Here is a 19,406-nt window from a genome sequence, read left to right as displayed (position 1 = left end):
CTTCATTATGTGCGATAGCTCGCGTTAATTTTCACGTAATCATAGGTAAGGTCACAGCCCCACGCTGCCGCTTCACCATTTCCTTCATTCATTTGAATCAAAATCGTAATCTCATCCTGCTCTAGATACGCTTTTGCTTCCTCTTCTGAGAAAGGCTGCGGTTCATTATGCTTAAACAGACATTGTCCGCCTAAATAGACTTCAACCTCTTCTGGTGTAACGGAAGCTGCGCTATGTCCGATGGCTCCGACAATCCGGCCCCAGTTTGCATCTGTGCCGTATACGGCTGTTTTCACAAGACTTGAACCAACGATTTTTTTCGCAATGATACCGGCTTCCAAGTTGTTTTTAGCGCCAGCGACTTTCGCTTCGATTAATTTGGTTGCGCCTTCTCCATCTCTTGCAATCTCTTTTGCTAAATCCTCACAAGCTAGTTTTAAGCCCTCTTTAAACAATGGCCATTCTGGATGCTCTTCATTCAGCGCATCATTTTCTGCCATTCCATTTGCCATCACAAGTACCATATCGTTTGTCGATGTTTCTCCATCGACGGTAATTTGATTAAAGGTCACATCCGTAATGTCACGAAGTGCATTTTGCAGGGCTTCCTGCTCGACATTTGCATCTGTTGTGACAAAGCCAAGCATTGTCGCCATATTCGGATGAATCATGCCAGAGCCTTTCGCTGCGCCTGAAATGAGAATCTCTTTTCCGTCTATCGTAAGGGTGTATGTTGTATTTTTAATGACCGTATCTGTCGTTAAAATCGCCTCTTCAAAATGGCCTTTTGCTGCTTTTGCTGCTTTCAGCTGGGTGATGCCTTTTTTGATTTTATCCATATCCAAACATTCTCCAATCACACCAGTAGAAGAAACTGCAATGTAATCAGGCGCTACCCCTAACATGTCTGCACAGGCTGCCTGCATGTCGTATGCATCTTTTAATCCCTGCTCACCGGTACATGCATTGGCGATGGCACTATTGACAATCACACCTTTTAATTGCCCTGTCTTTTTTAAGCTTTTTTGTGTGACTTGTAGAGGCGCAGCTTGAAAGTGACTTTGTGTGTATACCGCTGCACTCGCTGCTGGTACTTCACTGACGATCAAGCCAAGGTCTTTTTTTGAATAGCGTAATCCAATGTGAATTCCCTTCGCTTCAAAGCCTTTTGGTGATGATACATCACCGTCTATTTTGACAATGCTTTTTTCATTTAATTCAATCATGTTTGTTGTCTCCCCTGTTCTTATGGATAAAGAGGTGTCATTGTGAGGCCCGCCTCTTCATGTAAGCCTTTGATGATGTTGAAGTTTTGAACCGCTTGACCGGCCGCGCCTTTCATTAGATTGTCTATGACCGACACGATCGTCAGCCTGCCTGTTCGCTCATCTAAATGAAAACCGATGTCACAGAAGTTACTGCCGTATACTTCTTTTGTTTGCGGGTACACCCCGTGATCTCTCACTCTGACAAAATAGGAATCTTCATAAAAGCCTTTCATCCGCTTCATCAATTCTTCTTTTGTGACATCTGATTTCAATTGTGTATACATCGTCGCCATAATCCCTCTTGTCATCGGGACAAGATGCGTTGAAAATGTGATGTTTGCCGTTTGCGGATTCCATTCTCTCAATACTTGTTCTATTTCAGGTGTATGCTGATGCTCATTCACCTTATAAATTTTAAAGTTGTCGTTCAGTTCTGAAAAATGCGTTCCTAGTGAGGCAGATCGTCCAGCACCGGACACCCCTGTTTTCGCATCTATAATGATCATGGATTCATCAATTAAATTCTGTTTCATCAGCGGTGCTAAGCCGAGAAGAGCTGCGGTAGGAAAGCAGCCGGGATTTGCAATGACTTCAGCCTGCTCAATTTTTTCTCGATTCAGTTCAGATAAACCGTACACAGCTTGTTGGATGGATGCTTCATCCGCTGCCCTTCGTTTATACCAAGCTTCGTAAGTTGCTCCATCTTGTATACGCAGGTCACCTGATAAATCAATGATTGGCACCCCTTGATTCATAAGCTTCGGCGAAAGTTCACTTGATACGCCTGCTGGTGTCGCTAAAAACACAGCATCTGTTTCTTGCACAATGGCAGCCGGATCAATGGCTTTTAATGTTTGATCTGCAATGTTTGTCAGATGTGGATAAGATTGACTGTATGATTGCCCATCACCACTTGATGAATACAATATACATTCCTTCACATGTGGATGGTGCCTTAAGATACGAACCAATTCCGCACCACCGTACCCTGTAGCACCTATAATACCTATTTTCAACGTCAATACACCCTCTTGGTCTTTGTGAAATTATTTAACATTATAACATGTATAAAAATTAATTCAATTGTATATTTAATATTTCCTTTCATTTTTTTTCATAAAAAAATCCACATATCTTCGTGAGACATGCGGATTTATCTTGTGTTTTTCATATTGATGACCATGAGCGCACTGCATAAATATAATAAGGAGCTTGCATAAAAAATGAAATGAACGGTAAAGAAATCAGCAAACAGGCCGCCCAGCATAATGGCGATAGATGAAAAAAGAGCTGTCCAAAAATGATAGTGCCCAACTTCTTTCATTCTTTTCTTCTCAGTTGTCAGTTCAGTAACGAGCAGTTTCTCCCCGTGCTTTTGAAAACCACCGAGCGCACCTAGTGCAAGCTGTATCATATACACTTGCTCCACTTCTGTAATGTGCGGAAAAAGCAGCAAAAGAAAAGCCATACCAAACGAATGAATGATTAAAAAGAGCCGCCTGTCGGTTGTTTCTGGCAGTTTCCCTAAGAGTAAATGAATAAACGCACCGCTTAAACCAAACAGACCATACGCGAGACCAAACTGAGAATAACTTGATCCAACATTTTTAATAAAAAGAATGTAAAAAGGGAAGATCAGACTGCTGGCGAAAAACAGCAGGCTTTGTGAGTAGACGAACCATTTCATTGCTTTTGCATTCATTGAGTATTGTACCTTTCATAAAAATAGTTGATAAACCTGCCATCTGGATCTGCCTGCTTTTTCTTTTGAAAGAATACATCGGTTTTAGGATATGCCCGTTTCATTTGTGCCTTTGTTTGATAAGGCATGTACGGTAAGTAATAGCTTCCATGGTGCCGCAGGGTGACATCTGTCATTTGGCGGATGATCCGCTTCGCTTCTGCCTTTTCTTCTTTCTCAAAACCGTAATTCACAAGAAGAACAAGTGCAAACATATCTTGTTTTGCATATGAAAGGTCCGCTTTTTCATTTTTTTGTACATAGCGTATCGTGATATTCATTAAATTCAACTCTTCATGTTGTAATAGGTCTCTCATTTCATCGATATACGCACGAAAACGATCAACTGGAACAAAATATTCTTGCAGCACATCAGTGTCAGACTCATTTTCATATTCTAAAAATGCAGAATCAGACCGCATCACATTGTTTCTTGTGATCAACTGTCCATTTTGACTTTGGAAATATTTCTTTTGCAAATTCCATAGCAGATCTTTCCCCATATCAAATCTTCTCGAAAGGCCGAGCATAAATGTTAAGGGCATGACAAGCTGATCTTCTTTGAGCTCCCGATATGTTTCTATCTCTTGATCAGAAGAGAGGGTGTAATTGGTGACATACATCTCTTTCAAAAAGTGTTTTTTCGCTGTTGAGATTCTTGCAAGATGCATGCGTACCTCTTTATTGTCTTTTACATGCTTTTGAAAATAAGCGGTGTATTCACGATAATCAAGAGAGGTTGTTTCCATTTTATATAATTCATCCCTCGTTAACGAAAGCTCAACATCTAAAATGACGCCGAACAGGCCGTATCCTCCGATGACGGCAGTGAATAAGTCATCATCTGGTTTGACTGTGATGATCTCTCCATCTGCTTTTAATAGTCTGAAGGACCGAACTGTGTCAATGAGTGACCCATAGCGAATGTCACGTCCATGTGCGTTTGCACTTAATGACCCTCCAACCGTAAAGATATTTTGCGATTGCATCACCTTCACAGCAAGACCGTATGGGTTCACAAATTTTTGAATATCATCCCATGTAGCGCCGCTTTGGACACGAATGGTCTGCTTGTTTTCATCAAATGCTAAAATCTGGCGGAATTTAGTCATATCGAGCACGATCCCGTTTTCATAGTACGTGTGGCCGCCCATGCTATGCTGCTTTCCGGCAATTGAAATCGGCAGATGTTTCTCTTTTGCTTCTTCTAATACTTCTTTTAATGTCTGTATTTCTTTACCTTGAACGACTTTTTTTATTTTGACAGGCATGAGATGACTGACATCTGTAAAGGCATCAAGATTTTGACTTTTATGTGCTTGACCTTCACGTATAGTGATTGATGCAAAAAATGCAGCAGCATATCCCATGAAAAGAACGATCCATATCCACTTTCGTTTCATTATAGGTACTCCGTTCTTTAAAATTACATCCATTATATCAGGCCATTCTCTCCCCCACCTTAATTTTTCATAAAAAAACCTGGTACGAGTTCAACTCATACCAGGCGTTTTTCATATGTGCTTATTGAATACCAAGTGCGATTTTAGCGTATCTTGACATTTTGTCTCGTGTCCAAGGCGGATTCCATACGATGTGAACTTCTGTTTCTTTCACTTCAGGCAGGTCGCTTAATGCTTTTTTGACTTCATCCACGATAACTGGTGCTAAAGGACAACCCATTGATGTTAAGGTCATGGTGACATCTGCTTTTCCATTCTCATCAAGATCGACATCATAGACAAGTCCAAGATTGACGATGTCGACATTTAACTCAGGGTCAATCACCTGTTCTAGGGCGCCTAAAATATTTTCTTTCAATGCTTCATCCATGATATCCACTCCTTTTTCAACTAGTATAACGTACTTTTACTTTTGGCTAAACGTTTGTGCTTTTCAGGTGCGTCACAAACCAGTCAATCGTTTCAAACATCGCTTGTCTTGAGACCTTGTGGCCTGCTTGTTCATCTGTGATAAAACGAATCAGGTGCGGGTCTTGCTTATATTGGGTTGCCGCTAACTCGTCATATAGGGCTTTTGCGTGGCGATAAGGGACAACAGGGTCGTTTTCCGCATGCCAGAATAACAGCGGTCTTTTGTTCAATCGATCCATTTGCAGCGTTAAATCATAAGGGCGGAGTGCGTCTAATTGCTGTTTGACCTCTTCGTCCGTGATGTCTTTCATGAAACCTTTGTGACGCATGTCCATGATTTGTGCCTGTAGAAAAGTCGTATATTTCGGACTGCCCATCAGGCTGACAGCTGCTTTAATCCAATCATGCTTTGCAAGTGCACCAAAGGTCGTGATGCCCCCCATAGATGTACCAGCAACGCCTATCAGATCGGCTTCAATCAATTGTTTTGCTTGAAAATGTGTTTTGAGTATGTCGATTTCACGAATTTCGTTCAGGACAATTTCCCAGAACTTTGATGCCAGTTCCTCTAAGCTAAGGTTTTCTGATCTTACACCATGATAAGCACAGTCAGGCAAAATGACTCTCATGCCTTTTTCGGCCAAATGAAAGGCGAAGTGTAAGTTGTGCTCACGTGCACTTGTAAACCCGTGTATGAAAAATACAAGCGGCAGCGGTTTTTCTTTATTTTCAGCTTTTACGATATGTAAAAATGGAATATCGTGTTCAATTTGCTCATCAATGGTGATCACAGCCTATGAATCCTCCTTTATCATTCCCGTCTTTGTTTATTTTAACATGTAGACAACGAAGATGTGATAAAGATACACTATAGAAAGAGGCACCATTACTAACTGCCTCCTATCACTTACAGATCAAAGGAGATTTTATGGAGACTAAACCTTATCTAATCGCACTTGACCTGGATGGCACGTTATTAAAAGATGATAAAACCATTTCTACACACACGCTTGACGTCATTCAAAAAGTGAAAGACAGCGGGCATCATGTATGTATATCAACAGGCCGGCCATTTCGTTCCAGCTCTCCTTATTATCAGCAATTACAGCTTGATTCACCGATTGTGAACTTTAATGGAGCGTTTGTCCATCATCCTCTTGATGAAAAATGGGGCAGATTTCACACGTCACTTGATCTTCAAGTTGTTAAACAGCTTGTGGACATCAGTGAGGAGTATAAAGTGCACAATGTGTTGGCTGAAGTGCTCGATGATTTGTATTTCCATTATCATGATGAAAAACTCATTGATATATTTAATATGAATGCAAACAAAGTTACTGTCGGAGACCTTAGAAACAACCTTGGAGAGAATGTGACGAGCGTCTTAATTCATGCAAAAGAAGAAGACGTCGGAGCCATTCGGAGCTATTTAACAGATGTTCATGCAGAAGTAATTGATCACAGGCGATGGGCCGCTCCGTGGCACGTGATTGAAATCATTAAAACAGGCATGAACAAAGCCGTTGGACTGCAAAAAATCAGTGATTATTACGGGGTTCCTAAGGAGCGAATTGTGGCATTTGGAGATGAAGACAATGATTTAGAGATGATTGAATTTGCTGGATGCGGCGTTGCAATGGGCAACGGGATTGATGCAGTGAAACGCGTCTCAAATGAAGTCACAGATACGAATGAACAAGATGGGATTGCAAAATTCCTAACGAATTACTTCTCTCTTTAATTTTTCCATTCATACATATCCGAAGAAAGCGGGCATACTACCGTTAGACAGGTTGACCTGTCAGCTTGTGTAAAGGGGCGGATTCCGAATGGGTAAAAGAAGCAAATCGAAACGCTTTATACAACAAGGTAAAGATTCTGTCAGTCTGCATGACGCACGTTTTCCGTATCGTTCCACACTTGAAGAAGCGGCGGAGGACCGGGGAAATATGAAGACTGATGCTTCTGGAGGTTCATTGTGAGAAACGAACTTTTTGATCAAGCCAAATCATTTACTGAAGAAGCCCTTACTTCTTCATTTTCATCTGGGTTAGAGCGTCAACAGGCTGTCAAGCGAGCAAAAAATGCCGTATCATCTGCATTTGCCAACTCTACAGATGCAGAAAGAAACCAGCTGCATACCTTCCAAGACATGCTTGATGATCTTTAACGTAAAAAAGCTGTCCACTATCTGGACAGCTTTTTCTGTTTCTCATGAAGCAGGAAGCACTTATTTCACATGGAATGTTTTCTTTTCCGTGATTTGCTTAAGCCCTTCTGCTTTTCCTTTAAATGTGACGACAGCTTCATACGTTCCCGGCTCCACACCGTTTGACCAAGTATCTTGAAAATCATACGCCTCATCTTTCTTCAGCACAAAGGATTGGATGGCCTGTGTGAACATTCGGTCTTTCGAATAGCGGTATTGTTCATTCCCGTTTTCGTCATACACACTTAGCTCGAATTTCTGGCTTGTGTTAAATGTAAATTCAATATCTCGATCTGATTCATTTTTCAGTGACATGTTAAATTGAACCGAAGAACCTTTTTGGACGGGGTCTACTGTGAGTACAACCGTTTTCTCTCCCATTTGACCGGATACCTCCTTGTTTGGTTCATCCTTTTTTTGTTGTCCACAAGCTGCTAAAACCAATAGAACGAGAAGAAGCACCACACCTTTTTTCATCTTCTACCCACCTTTTAATCTCGTCTGAAAAACCCAAGAATATTGGTTGTTTGAACAATATTCGTAAAGGCTTTTGGATCGACTTCTTTAATAATTTGTTCAAGTTCATACAGCTCATACCTTGTAATAACAACCACCATCATTTCTTTTTGCTCGTTGGTAAACGCGCCTTTCGCTGGTACAGTCGTAATGCCTCTGACCATTTTTCCATAAATAGCTTCTTTGATTTCATCTGCTTTCTTCGTCACAATCATCGCCGTCAGCTTCTCGTGTCTTGTATGGATGGCATCAATGACCCTAGTGGTCACATATAATGTGACAAGGGTATATAATGCTTTCTCCCAACCTTGTAATAATCCTGCTGTAAAAATGATGATTCCGTTTAAAATGAAGAAATACGTTCCGACTGGTTTATCCTTCCATTTTGCTAAAATCATCGCAAGGATATCGAGACCGCCGGTTGATGCCCCGTATTTCAGCGTGATTCCAATCCCAAGTGCAGAAATCACACCGCCAAACACAGCATTTAATAAAATATCTTCAGAAACGCTCGTCTCTGGTAAAATCCCAAGGAAAATGGTCGTCAGTGCAACACTGATAATGCTATACAAAGTAAAGGAACGGCCAACCTTCATCCAGCCTAAAATGCCGACTGGAATGTTTAAAATAAATAATAGGATCCCTGTTGATAAATAAAATGGCGCATATTGATCGATTAAACTGGATAACAGCTGCGCTACCCCTGTAAAACCGCTCGCATATACGTCAGCTGGGATTAAGAATAAATTCAGTCCAATCGCATTGAGTAATGCACCAATGACGACGACAATGAGTTTTTTTGCTTCTCCAATGAACATGTTGTCATTCCTCCACTACCATTCTCTCTATGGTTTTCCCTAAAATTTAGAATTTGAACACGAAAAGTTGATTTCTATGATATAGTTAGGCTAAAAAGATGTAAAATATGGCTGATTTTTTTAGAAAGAAGGGATTTTGATGACTGTTCATATCATAGCAGACAGTGCTGCTGATCTGCCTCTTTCTTATTATGATGAACATAACATGACACTCATTCCGCTGCGTGTGTTACTTGGCGAGCAGGAATTTGAGGATTTGATCACCATTGAACCAAAACAAGTATTTGATGCGATGAGACAAGGCGCAAGTCCAAAAACGTCACAAGCTTCACCAAACCGAATCAAGGAAGCCTTTGTTTCTGTTGCACAAACCCATACGTCCGCCATCTATGTCGCCTTTTCATCAGAGCTTTCAGGTACATACCAAACAGCTGTGATGATGGCAAACGAAGTGAAGGAAGAATACCCTGATTTCGATTTACGAATCATTGATTCTAAATGTGCTTCACTTGGCTATGGACTTGCTGTTAAACACGCACAATCACTTGCCATTGACGGAAATACAATACAAGAAATTGAAACGTCTGTAAAGCATTTTTGTGAATCTTTACAACATATTTTTACTGTAGACGATTTATCGTATTTAGCAAGAGGCGGAAGAATCAGTAAAGCTTCTGCATTTGTTGGCGGTTTATTAAGCATTAAACCCATTTTACACGTCGAGGATGGAAAACTGATACCACTTGAAAAAATTCGCGGACGTAAAAAACTGCTGAAACGCATTATTGAATTGATGAAAGAGCGCGGAACGGACTGGTCGAACCAAACGGTTGGCATTAGTCATGGAGATGATCCTGCACTTGCAGAAGACATGAGACAATTGATCGAAACCGAATTCCACCCAAAAGAAATAGATATTCATATCATCGGTGCTGCTGTCGGGTCCCATTCAGGTCCTAGCACGCTTGCGATCTTCTTTACAGGCAAACCATCATAAAAAGCACCCTTCCCTCAACATATAGGGAAGGGTGCTTTTCTTATGAAAGTTTAAATCGATGAACGGTTTCATTTAACCTAGCCGTCATACTCATCAGTTCTTCTACCTGTTTGTTCATTTGATGGAACGATTGCAGCTGTTCATTGGCCGAGGCAGAAATTTCTTCACTGCCTGCTGCTGTTTCTTCTACAACCGCACTCATATTTTCAATCGAGTGCAGCACTTGTCCGCCAAGCTCTGTCGATTGAATAATTTGGTCATTTAAACATGCCATTTCTTCTTTAATATGCTGTGCTTTTGTTTCTATATCTTCAAAGGAGTGTGAGGTTTTGTCCATCGCATCCTGCTGCTGAAGAGAAAGCTTGACCCCTTCTTTGACAGTTTGACTAATGGATTGAATGCCTCTTTCAATATGACTGACCATATCAAAGATTTGTCTTGTAGCGTTAGATGATTCGTCGGCAAGCTTACGAATTTCATCTGCTACAACGGCAAAGCCTTTTCCAGCCTCACCTGCTCTTGCCGCTTCGATCGCCGCATTTAGCGAAAGTAAGTTTGTCTGATCCGCAATGTCAGAAACTGTTTTGGCCATAGCCGAGATCCCGCTAGCATATTGCGTGAATTCTCCTGCCGACTGCTCGATTTGCCTTGTGGCATGTGTATTTTTTTCAATCGCCGTTTTTGTTTCTGTTAACGTGTGCTTTCCACTTTCCACTGCTTCTATCGCATCCTCTGTACTTTGGATGACTGTTTGTGAACGTTCGGAATTTTTACGTCCATGCTGATCCATCTTTTCAATCAAGCTAACGCCATGCTGGAGATCCTCTGAAATGGCTTGTGACCCATTTGCCATTTCGTCTGTCGAGACAGATACTTGATTTGCAGATTCCATCAGCTTTTTGTTTTCATCATCTAACTGGATCGAGAATGTCTCCACTTGACTTGAGACATTGCTGATTTCTTTAATCAGACTAATCAGCTGATCTGTCATTTGATTGAATGATTCATTTAAGCCGCCGATTTCATCCTTACGCCGGATGTCCATCCGCTCCACAGCAAGGTTTCCTGCTGCAATCTGTTTTGCCCGGTAGGAGAGTGATTTGATTGGTGTCACGATGGATCTCGTTAAACCAATATTTAAAAAGACGGCGATGACAATCAGTGTGAGGGCTGCGACTAACGCACTTGTGATGATCCACTGCACATTTTCTGCTGCATTCTCTTGATTTTGTTCATACGCTTCTTGTGCTCTTTTATTCATCGTATGCACGTCGTTTAAGACACCATCAATTCTTGCTGCCACACGTCTTGCATCAGAAGCATTTTTTTCACCAATGGCATTGTTCGCTTCCTTGGTCCACGTGTCAAACTTTGAATTTAACCTCGTTAATGCTTCTTTGTTCATATTCCCTGCGTTTTTGTTTAACGTTTGGAGTTGTTTTTTTGCTGTAGAGATATCGGTTTGAACGACCTCTAGCTGTTCATCTGAAAGTGTCATGGAATAATTGGTCATGGCTTGTTCGACACTTTCAAAGCTCGCCTTCGTTTTTTGTACGTTTAGTAAGGTTTGAACTTCTGTTTCATTTGATGATTGGATCTTTGTCATGCTGACAATGATAAAGGCGATGACACCAACCGCTAAAAGAAGTGAGATGAGTGAGTTGAGCAAGATTTTGACACGTAAGCTCATGATGCTGCCCCCTCTTCTTTCAGAAGCGTCTGCTTCAGTCCATTTAATTTTTTGGTCAATTTCTCAGCATCCTTGAGCACCCGGATTCTGGCCATATCGATTCCGTCATTGCTTAAGTCATAGACGATATGCCCACTTTTGATTTGATTGTTCTTTACGAGCTGTTCGCTGAATTGATAGACCACTTCATCGACTTTTTTGACCATGGATGAAATCACAGCTTTCTCAGCCGTATAGTACTGATCGCTGTCTACGCCAATTGCATATTTGCCTTGTGATTGTGCTTCTTTTAATACACCAACACCCGTATAGCCGGCTGCGGCATATAAAACATCTGCTTTCTTTTTGATCATTTCTTTGGCAATTTTACTACCTTTGCCTGCGTCGCTAAATGTACCTGCATAGGTGGATAAGATATTGATTTTCGGATTCACAGATTTGGCACCTTTTTGAAATCCTTTTTCAAAACGATGAATGACATCCGCATCGACGCCGCCAACAAATCCAATGACATCACTTTTCGTTGTCATGGCAGCAAGTGCCCCTGCTAAATAGCTGCCTTGCTCTTCTTTAAACGTCACGGAGGTCACATTTTTCAGCTCAGATACGGCATCAATCAGCAAGAATTGCTTCTTTGGATATTTTTTTGCGACTTTTTCTAAGTCTTCTTGCATACTGAAGCCTACACCGATGATCAGGTCATTGCCATCTTTTACGAGCTCTGCCAGTCCTTTTTCGTATGTATCCGTTTCTGCAATTTCTCTATAATCAAATTCAATGCCAAGCCCGTCACGTGCTTTTTCTAAACCTTTAAATGATGAATCGTTAAATGATTGATCACCAAGACCATCGTCTGTCAGCATGACGCCAATATGCTTCACATTTGACTTCGGTGGTCCTCCCTGTTGATTGCTGCATGAGGCGAGTACCATGAGCATGGCTGCCATCAGAAGTATTGACACCTTCACTTTCATCCAAAAACACACTCCTTTTATCATCCTTACTCCTTTCTTATCGGATTTGAGTGGCGTTGTTTCAATGATAAAGGGAAGGTTTTTCAGCTTTTTTCATGACTTTTTTCACTGAAAAAACCCATTATTTATGACAAAAATAAAAAAAGTGAGCAAATGCTCACTTTTTCTCGTAGGTCCAGCCTTCTTCTTGATAGACTAGATCATTTTTCATCAGATGACCTAATGCGCGTTTAAAGGCCGCCTTGCTCATTTGAAATCGTTCACGAATATCTTCTGGATCACTTTTATCCCAGTAAGGCATGGCGCCATTTCTCGTTCTCATATAGGTTAAAATTTCTTCTGCATCAACAGATAACGCGTCCTGCTTTCTAGGAAGCAAAGAAACGTTCACGGTTCCATCCTCTTTCACCGCAATGACGCGGCCTGTCACTTCCGATCCTAATCTTGGTTCTTCCTTTCGTTCTGTGCGGTGGATAAATCCCCTCACCCCTGTATCTGTCAGCATAAAAGAGCCTGTCGCAATTAAGCGATAAATTGTCCCAGTGATTTCTTTGTTCATTAAGGTTTCTGGCGCCTCAGTGAACAATTCACTGATCACATCCTCAGTGGCTGTCTTTGCGAACATTCTACCGTAGCTTGTGACTTTCAGCATACAATAGAGTTTGTCTCCTTTTTTCGGCCATGCTTCCTCAAAAGGCGGGAGGTGTTCTGTTGCAACAAGTGCATCCTTTGATAGCCCGACATCGACAAATGCGCCCATGTCTTCTACAACGTCTACGACTTCTACCCAGCCATATGTATGTGCATTGATTGTAGGCATTTTCATCGTAGCTGCTAGTCTTTCTTCATGATCTACATATAAGTAGACCTCTACTTCATCCCTGTCATCAATATCCTCTGTCATCTCACTGCGATGCAAGAGGACAGAATCTTCACCATCTGTCAAAAAGTAGCCGTACTCCATCTCGTTCTCTATTTGCAAGGTCAATTGCTCACCTGGTCTCATGTTCTCTTCCTTCCTATCTGCCCATAAAAGAGCGTTCGTTCATCTTTTGATTCACTTTATTCTACTATACTTCTTTCAACATGAACATCTCTAGTTCTGTTAGCTAAAGTGGACAAACTTCCCTTGATTTATACCGCAAGCGGCTGAACTCTTTGATTTGTCTATATGATAAAGCTTCTTCTTGCCCTGTTTGCATGATAAAATAGACGCAATATCTATACTTGGAGGTCATGTGTTATGGCAAAAGAAAGTTCATTTGATATTGTATCGAAGGTGGAACTGCCAGAGGTGCAAAACGCCATTCAAGCAGCGCTAAAAGAAATTAAAAATCGTTATGATTTTAAAGGAAGTAAAAGTGATATTTCACTTGAAAAAGAAGAGCTCGTTCTCACCTCAGATGATGACTTCAAGCTTGAACAGCTAAAAGATGTGCTTGTGACAAAGCTGATTAAACGAAATGTACCAACTAAAAACATCGACTACGGAAAAACCGAACATGCCCTAGGCGGAACAGTACGCCAGCGTGCCAAGCTGATTAGCGGTATCGATAAAGACAATGCCAAAAAGATCAACGCACTCATTAAGCAATCTGGGATCAAAGTGAAGTCGCAGTTTCAGGATGACCAAGTGCGTGTAACAGGGAAAAATAAAGATGATTTACAAGAGGTCATTTCACTCATGCGCAAAGCAGATTTGCCGATTGACGTCCAATTTATAAATTTTCGATAAATTTTAAATTTTCCATTGATTATTTTCGATTTTTTCGTTACAGTTGATGGAAGTTCAATTCATTGACATGTTCATATCGCTTTCTTATCAAGAGAGGCAGAGGGACTGGCCCTGTGAAGCCTCAGCAACCGGTGTAGTAGAAATGTATTTTCTATGACCAAGGTGCTAAATCCAGCAAGCAACTGCTTGGAAGATAAGGAGAAGAATTACGATACAGCCAAAAAGTCTTCTTCTTATCAGAAGGCTTTTTTTGTTACATAGAAATAAGGAGGAATACAATGGGCCTATTACAAGACTTACAAAATCGCGTATTGATTGCTGACGGAGCAATGGGAACACTTTTATACTCTTACGGCATTGACCGGTGCTTTGAAGAACTAAATTTATCAAAAGAAGATGAAGTGAAAAGAGTGCATGAGGCGTATGTGCAGGCTGGAGCTGACATCATCCAAACGAACACGTACGGTGCGAATTATATTAAACTATCCCGCTACGGCTTAGAGGAAGAAACAAAACGTATCAATACAAAAGCGGTACAAATTGCAAAAGCTGCCGCTGGCTCAGCTTATGTACTCGGAACGATTGGCGGCATTCGAACGTTTAACAAAAATGCCTACTCGATAGACGAGATCAAACGAAGCTTTAGAGAGCAGCTGTACATCCTATTAAATGAACAGCCTGACGGATTATTGCTTGAAACGTATTATGATATGGAAGAGGCGAAGGCCGTTCTCGAAATTGCGCGCAAAGAAACGACTCTCCCGATTGTCATGAACGTATCCATGCACGAGCAAGGTGTTTTGCAGGACGGTACACCGCTGAAGGACGGTTTATCTGAATTATCCTCTCTTGGCGCTGATGTCGTTGGGATCAACTGCAGGCTGGGCCCTTATCATATGATTCAGGCACTCGAAGGCGTTCCGATTTTGGAAAATTCTCATTTATCTGTCTATCCTAACAGCAGTCTCCCGTCTCTTGAAGAAGGCAGACTCGTCTATGATACAGATAATGACTATTTCCGAAAAAGTGCACTAGAGTTTAGAAATCAAGGCGCACGCATTATCGGAGGCTGCTGCGGAACGACGCCTCAGCATATTAACGCAATGGCTGAAGCAGTTAAAGATTTAGCACCGATCACTGAAAAAGAAGTGAAAGTATTAAAAGAAGAAATCATTTCGATCCAAGACCAGCGCACTGAACCTGGACTTGACGAGCTGGCTGTTAAAAAACGATCGATTATCGTAGAGCTGGACCCGCCAAAGAAGCTGAACTTTGAAAAATTCCTTGTCGCAGCAAATGAATTAAAGAGTGCAGGCATTGATGCCCTGACGTTAGCTGATAATTCTCTTGCGACTCCGCGCATTAGCAATGTGGCTTGCGGTGCATTATTGAAACAGCAGCTTGATATGCGTTCACTTGTCCATATCACGTGTCGTGATCGTAATTTGATTGGGCTACAATCCCATTTGATGGGACTCGACACTCTCGGATTAACCGATATTTTAGCCATTACAGGCGACCCGTCTAAAATTGGTGACTTCCCAGGTGCAACATCTGTTTATGATTTAACCTCCTTTGATTTGATTCGTCTCATCAAACAGTTTAACGAAGGACTTTCTTTCTCTGGGAAGCCGCTTGGCAAAAAGACCAATTTTTCAGTGGCTGGCGCGTTTAATCCAAATGTACGTCATATTGATAAAGCAGTAAAACGTCTTGAGAAAAAAATAGAATACGGCGCTGATTATTTCATCTCACAGCCTGTTTATTCAGAGGAACAGCTAGTGAAAATTCATGAGGAAAGCCGTCATTTGGATAAACCGATTTACATCGGCATTATGCCGTTAACAAGCAGCCGAAATGCAGAGTTTATTCATCATGAAATTCCAGGCATCAAATTATCTGATTCCATTCGTGACATTATGGTCAAGGCTGGCGAGGATAAGGAAAAGCAGCGAGCAGAAGGCTTAGCGATTGCCCGCTCTTTATTAGATACAGCCTGCGAATTGTTTAATGGCATTTATTTAATTACCCCTTTCCTTCGATCAGATTTAACAGCAGAACTGACAACCTACATCCATCAGAAAGAAAAGGAGCCAAACGTACATGTCAACTATCACTGAACAGCTCAAGAGACGCATCCTTGTCCTTGATGGTGCAATGGGCACAATGATTCAAAACGCCAATCTCACAGCAGAGGACTTTGGCGGAGAAGAGTATGAGGGCTGTAACGAATATTTGAACATGACAGCCCCTCACATCATCTCCACAATCCACCGGGAATATCTTGAAGCAAGTGCGGATTTCATTGAAACGAATACGTTCGGCGCTACAAAGCTCGTCCTTGATGAATATGGGCTTGGCCATCTCGCCTATGAACTCAACGTACGAGCTGCTCAGCTGGCAAAGAATGAAGCAGATCGTTTCTCCACACCGGAGTGGCCTCGTTTTGTTGTAGGCGCAATGGGGCCTACAACTAAAACATTATCTGTGACAGGCGGCACAACCTTTGAAGAGCTCGTCAGAAACTATGAAGAGCAGGCTCGCGCACTCATTGATGGCAAATGTGATGCCCTTCTTTTAGAAACAAGCCAAGACATGCTGAATGTAAAAGCTGGATTCATGGGCATTCAGAAAGCCTTTAACGCGACCGGCATTCAATTACCACTCATGGTATCAGGTACGATTGAACCAATGGGCACCACCCTTGCCGGTCAAGATATTGAAGCCTTTTATATCTCTCTTGAGCATATGAAACCAATCAGCGTTGGCCTAAACTGTGCAACTGGTCCAGAATTTATGACAGACCATATCCGCACACTCTCCTCCATCGCAAAGTCAGCTGTTAGCTGCTATCCAAATGCTGGTCTCCCAGATGAAGAAGGACAATATCACGAATCCCCTGCTTCCCTTGCTAAAAAAATCGCCGCCTTCGCACAGGAAGGCTGGTTAAATATCGTCGGGGGCTGCTGCGGAACAACACCTGCACATATTCAGGCATTATCAGACGAAGTGCGCTCGCTCCAGCCGCGCCGCATGGTTCATGAATCGTCACAGCATACCGTATCAGGAATTGACCCCCTAATTTATGAAGAAGCAATGCGTCCGCTTTTTGTAGGTGAACGGACAAATGTCATTGGCTCCCGGAAATTCAAACGGCTGATTGCGGAACAAAAGTTTGAAGAAGCGTCAGAAATTGCTCGTGCACAGGTGAAAAATGGCGCTCACGTCATTGATGTGTGTCTCGCTGATCCAGACCGTGACGAGGCAGCAGACATGGAAGGCTTTTTACAAGAGGCCATGAAAAAAGTCAAAGCTCCTTTTGTCATTGATTCAACGGATAAACACGTGATTGAAAAGGCACTCACGTACTCCCAAGGGAAAGCCATCATCAATTCCATTAATCTCGAGGATGGCGAAGAACGGTTTGAAGAAATTCTTCCGCTTGTGAAACTATATGGCGGCGCACTTGTTGTCGGCACGATCGATGAAACAGGGATGGCTGTAACAGCAGAACGAAAGCTCGAGATTGCCGTACGTTCTCATGATCTCTTAACGAAGAAATATGGAATTCCCTCAAGTGACATCATTTTTGATCCACTCGTCTTTCCGGTAGGCACTGGAGACGCGCAGTATATTGGCGCTGCCGAAGAAACGATCAAAGGCATCAAAATGATCAAGGAAACACTGCCTGAGTGTCTCACGATTTTAGGCATTAGTAACGTGTCTTTCGGACTCCCGCCTGTTGGCAGAGAGATCTTGAACTCCGTCTATTTGTATCACTGCGTCCAAGCAGGACTTGATTATGCAATCGTTAATACTGAAAAACTTGAACGTTTCGCTTCGATTCCAAAGGAAGAAATCAAGCTAGCTGAAACATTACTTTATGAAACAAATGATCAAACCCTTGCCGAATTCACCCAATTTTACCGCGGGAAAAAGAAAACGGAGAAAAAACCAAAGGTCTCCTTATCGCTTGATGAGAGGCTGGCGTTATACGTCGTCGAAGGAACAAAAGAAGGGCTGATTGATGATCTGTCCCTTGCCTTAGACCAATTCGAATCACCTCTTCATATCATCAATGGACCCTTGATGCAGGGAATGGCTGAAGTTGGACGTCTTTTTAATCAAAACGAATTGATTGTGGCTGAAGTGCTTCAATCGGCAGAGGTCATGAAAGCATCTGTTTCGTATCTTGAGCAATATATGGAAAAGCAGCATGCAAGCGGCAAAGGGAAGATTCTCCTTGCGACGGTTAAAGGAGATGTCCATGATATCGGGAAAAACCTTGTCGACATCATTTTGAGCAATAATGGCTTTCAAGTGGTCGATCTCGGGATCAAAGTCACACCTCAAACATTGATCGAAGCTGTGCAAAAGGAAAAACCAGATATGATCGGATTATCCGGATTACTTGTCAAGTCAGCACAGCAAATGGTACTGACCGCTCAAGATTTACAAAAAGCGAACATCTCCGTTCCCATTTTGGTCGGCGGTGCTGCTCTTTCACGGAAATTTACGAAGATGAAAATTTCGCCTCATTATGACGGACCCGTCCTTTATGCAAAAGATGCAATGGACGGCCTGTCATTAGCCAATGAGTTAAAAGCAAACCCTCTTCAATTTCAAACAAAGCCCTCAGCGGAACAAGAGGCACTTATCAAAGAGAAAGAAGTGAAACAGCCGAAAGCCGTCATTGAATTACTGGAAAAACGCGCGGCACTCCCGCAGGCGCCGGTTTTCACGCCAGAAAATACAAAACGCCATTATGTGCGTGACATCGATTTGCATCATATTATGCCCTATGTGAATGAGCAAATGCTTATTGGTCATCACCTCGGCTTAAAAGGAAAGGTCAAAACATTATTAGCTGAACAGCACCCAAAAGCATTGGAGCTAAAACAGCTTGTCACAGACCTTCTTCAGGAAGGCAGAGAGAAAGGCTGGTTTGCACCGGCATTTGTTTATCAATTCTTCCCTGCCAGTTCAAACGAGAATGATCTGCATATTTATGATCCGGAAGCGCCTGATCGCATCATTGAAACATTTCAATTTCCAAGACAGGAGAAACTTCCATACCGCTCCATTTCAGACTATGTGCGGAAAAGCGAAGAAAATGAGAAAGATTATATCGCCTTATTTGCCGTCACAGCTGGTGCGCGCATACGTGAAGTGGCGCAGCAATTTAAGCAAGAAGGTGATTATTTAAAAATGCATGCTGTCCAAGCACTGGCGCTTGAGCTTGCAGAAGGCTTAGCTGAAAGAACCCACCAAGTGATTCGTGACAAATGGGGCTTCCCTGACCCAGTCGATTTCACAATGGACAAGCGGTTCCAGGCCAAATATCAAGGGCAGCGCTATTCCTTTGGCTATCCAGCGTGTCCAAATCTTGAAGACCAAGAAAAGCTGTTCCACCTGCTTCAGCCTGAAAAAATCGGCATCTATCTGACAGAAGGCTTCATGATGGAACCTGAAGCATCTGTTTCAGCGATCGTCGTTTCTCATCCTGAAGCTCGATATTTTAATGTTCATTAATGCAGGACCTCCGTGATTGGAGGTTCTTTTTTGATAAATATTGGGATAAATA

The 19,406-nt window shown here is 42.1% G+C and carries 18 protein-coding genes and 1 riboswitch; of the genes, 7 read left to right on the top strand and 11 right to left on the bottom strand.

Annotation, left to right across the window (positions count from 1 at the left end):
• Positions 1 to 5 precede the first annotated feature (5 nt).
• From argJ to NPA43_RS05410, 6 genes are all read right to left on the bottom strand, one after another.
• Positions 6 to 1,226, bottom strand: coding sequence for a bifunctional ornithine acetyltransferase/N-acetylglutamate synthase (argJ, locus tag NPA43_RS05435; RefSeq protein ID WP_099728288.1), 1,221 nt, complete (start codon positions 1,224 to 1,226; stop codon positions 6 to 8).
• 20 nt (positions 1,227 to 1,246) lie between these two features.
• A complete protein-coding gene (argC, locus tag NPA43_RS05430; protein ID WP_256499456.1) occupies positions 1,247 to 2,284 on the bottom strand; it encodes an N-acetyl-gamma-glutamyl-phosphate reductase in 1,038 nt (345 codons plus the stop codon).
• A 137-nt stretch (positions 2,285 to 2,421) separates the two neighbouring features.
• Entirely contained in the window at positions 2,422 to 2,970 is a 549-nt protein-coding gene (locus tag NPA43_RS05425) for an MFS transporter (protein ID WP_256499455.1), read from the bottom strand.
• A complete protein-coding gene (locus NPA43_RS05420; RefSeq protein ID WP_230030918.1) occupies positions 2,967 to 4,412 on the bottom strand; it encodes an FAD-binding oxidoreductase in 1,446 nt (481 codons plus the stop codon). Before NPA43_RS05420 ends, NPA43_RS05425 begins: the two co-directional genes overlap by 4 nt.
• Positions 4,413 to 4,533: 121 nt before the next feature.
• Positions 4,534 to 4,842, bottom strand: coding sequence for a metal-sulfur cluster assembly factor (locus NPA43_RS05415; protein WP_034322974.1), 309 nt, complete (start codon positions 4,840 to 4,842; stop codon positions 4,534 to 4,536).
• Positions 4,843 to 4,888: 46 nt separating this feature from the next.
• On the bottom strand, positions 4,889 to 5,674 hold the full coding sequence (locus tag NPA43_RS05410; protein WP_256499454.1) for an alpha/beta fold hydrolase: 786 nt from the start codon (positions 5,672 to 5,674) through the stop codon (positions 4,889 to 4,891).
• A gap of 137 nt (positions 5,675 to 5,811) precedes the next feature.
• On the opposite strand from NPA43_RS05410, the gene NPA43_RS05405 reads away from it, so the two are divergent.
• From NPA43_RS05405 to NPA43_RS05395, 3 genes are all read left to right on the top strand, one after another.
• Positions 5,812 to 6,624: a Cof-type HAD-IIB family hydrolase gene (locus NPA43_RS05405; RefSeq protein ID WP_099728292.1), complete on the top strand. Its 813-nt coding sequence runs from the start codon at positions 5,812 to 5,814 to the stop codon at positions 6,622 to 6,624.
• A gap of 88 nt (positions 6,625 to 6,712) precedes the next feature.
• Positions 6,713 to 6,865 carry a hypothetical protein gene (locus NPA43_RS05400; RefSeq protein WP_008348539.1) on the top strand — a complete coding sequence of 51 codons (153 nt, stop codon included), beginning with the start codon at positions 6,713 to 6,715 and terminating at the stop codon, positions 6,863 to 6,865.
• The gene (locus tag NPA43_RS05395; protein WP_099728293.1) at positions 6,862 to 7,053 is read left to right on the top strand and encodes a DUF3813 domain-containing protein; all 192 of its coding nucleotides are present in this window, start codon (positions 6,862 to 6,864) and stop codon (positions 7,051 to 7,053) included. The genes NPA43_RS05400 and NPA43_RS05395 overlap by 4 nt, the downstream gene beginning before the upstream one ends.
• A gap of 60 nt (positions 7,054 to 7,113) precedes the next feature.
• Here NPA43_RS05395 and NPA43_RS05390 read toward each other — a convergent pair whose 3' ends face one another.
• Positions 7,114 to 7,569, bottom strand: a complete 456-nt coding sequence (locus tag NPA43_RS05390; protein ID WP_283775162.1) for a BsuPI-related putative proteinase inhibitor — start codon at positions 7,567 to 7,569, stop codon at positions 7,114 to 7,116.
• A gap of 14 nt (positions 7,570 to 7,583) precedes the next feature.
• On the bottom strand, positions 7,584 to 8,426 hold the full coding sequence (locus tag NPA43_RS05385; protein WP_099728295.1) for a YitT family protein: 843 nt from the start codon (positions 8,424 to 8,426) through the stop codon (positions 7,584 to 7,586).
• Positions 8,427 to 8,565: 139 nt separating this feature from the next.
• On the opposite strand from NPA43_RS05385, the gene NPA43_RS05380 reads away from it, so the two are divergent.
• Positions 8,566 to 9,423, top strand: a complete 858-nt coding sequence (locus NPA43_RS05380) for a DegV family protein (RefSeq protein WP_099728296.1) — start codon at positions 8,566 to 8,568, stop codon at positions 9,421 to 9,423.
• A gap of 40 nt (positions 9,424 to 9,463) precedes the next feature.
• On the opposite strand, the gene NPA43_RS05375 is transcribed toward NPA43_RS05380, so the two are convergent.
• The 3 genes from NPA43_RS05375 to NPA43_RS05365 all read right to left on the bottom strand — a co-directional run bounded on the left by NPA43_RS05375 (position 9,464) and on the right by NPA43_RS05365 (position 13,093).
• The gene (locus tag NPA43_RS05375) at positions 9,464 to 11,113 is read right to left on the bottom strand and encodes a methyl-accepting chemotaxis protein (protein ID WP_256499453.1); all 1,650 of its coding nucleotides are present in this window, start codon (positions 11,111 to 11,113) and stop codon (positions 9,464 to 9,466) included.
• Positions 11,110 to 12,087, bottom strand: a complete 978-nt coding sequence (locus tag NPA43_RS05370) for a BMP family lipoprotein (protein WP_256499452.1) — start codon at positions 12,085 to 12,087, stop codon at positions 11,110 to 11,112. The genes NPA43_RS05375 and NPA43_RS05370 overlap by 4 nt, the downstream gene beginning before the upstream one ends.
• A gap of 157 nt (positions 12,088 to 12,244) precedes the next feature.
• Positions 12,245 to 13,093 carry a CvfB family protein gene (locus NPA43_RS05365; protein WP_230030922.1) on the bottom strand — a complete coding sequence of 283 codons (849 nt, stop codon included), beginning with the start codon at positions 13,091 to 13,093 and terminating at the stop codon, positions 12,245 to 12,247.
• Between the two features lie 237 nt (positions 13,094 to 13,330).
• Here NPA43_RS05365 and NPA43_RS05360 point away from each other — a divergent pair, with 237 nt between their 5' ends.
• The 3 genes from NPA43_RS05360 (at position 13,331) to metH (ending at position 19,354) form a co-directional block, all read left to right on the top strand.
• Complete coding sequence (locus tag NPA43_RS05360) at positions 13,331 to 13,822, top strand: YajQ family cyclic di-GMP-binding protein (RefSeq protein WP_230030923.1); 492 nt, start codon at positions 13,331 to 13,333, stop codon at positions 13,820 to 13,822.
• An 81-nt stretch (positions 13,823 to 13,903) separates the two neighbouring features.
• Positions 13,904 to 14,022: riboswitch (SAM riboswitch) on the top strand.
• A 78-nt stretch (positions 14,023 to 14,100) separates the two neighbouring features.
• Positions 14,101 to 15,942: a bifunctional homocysteine S-methyltransferase/methylenetetrahydrofolate reductase gene (locus tag NPA43_RS05355; protein ID WP_099728300.1), complete on the top strand. Its 1,842-nt coding sequence runs from the start codon at positions 14,101 to 14,103 to the stop codon at positions 15,940 to 15,942.
• Positions 15,926 to 19,354 carry a methionine synthase gene (gene metH, locus NPA43_RS05350; protein ID WP_099728301.1) on the top strand — a complete coding sequence of 1,143 codons (3,429 nt, stop codon included), beginning with the start codon at positions 15,926 to 15,928 and terminating at the stop codon, positions 19,352 to 19,354. The genes NPA43_RS05355 and metH overlap by 17 nt, the downstream gene beginning before the upstream one ends.
• Positions 19,355 to 19,406 lie beyond the last annotated feature (52 nt).

Source organism: Bacillus pumilus, from assembly GCF_024498355.1.
Lineage (GTDB): Bacteria > Bacillota > Bacilli > Bacillales > Bacillaceae > Bacillus > Bacillus pumilus_P.
This window is presented reverse-complemented; position numbering and strand designations above follow the sequence as displayed.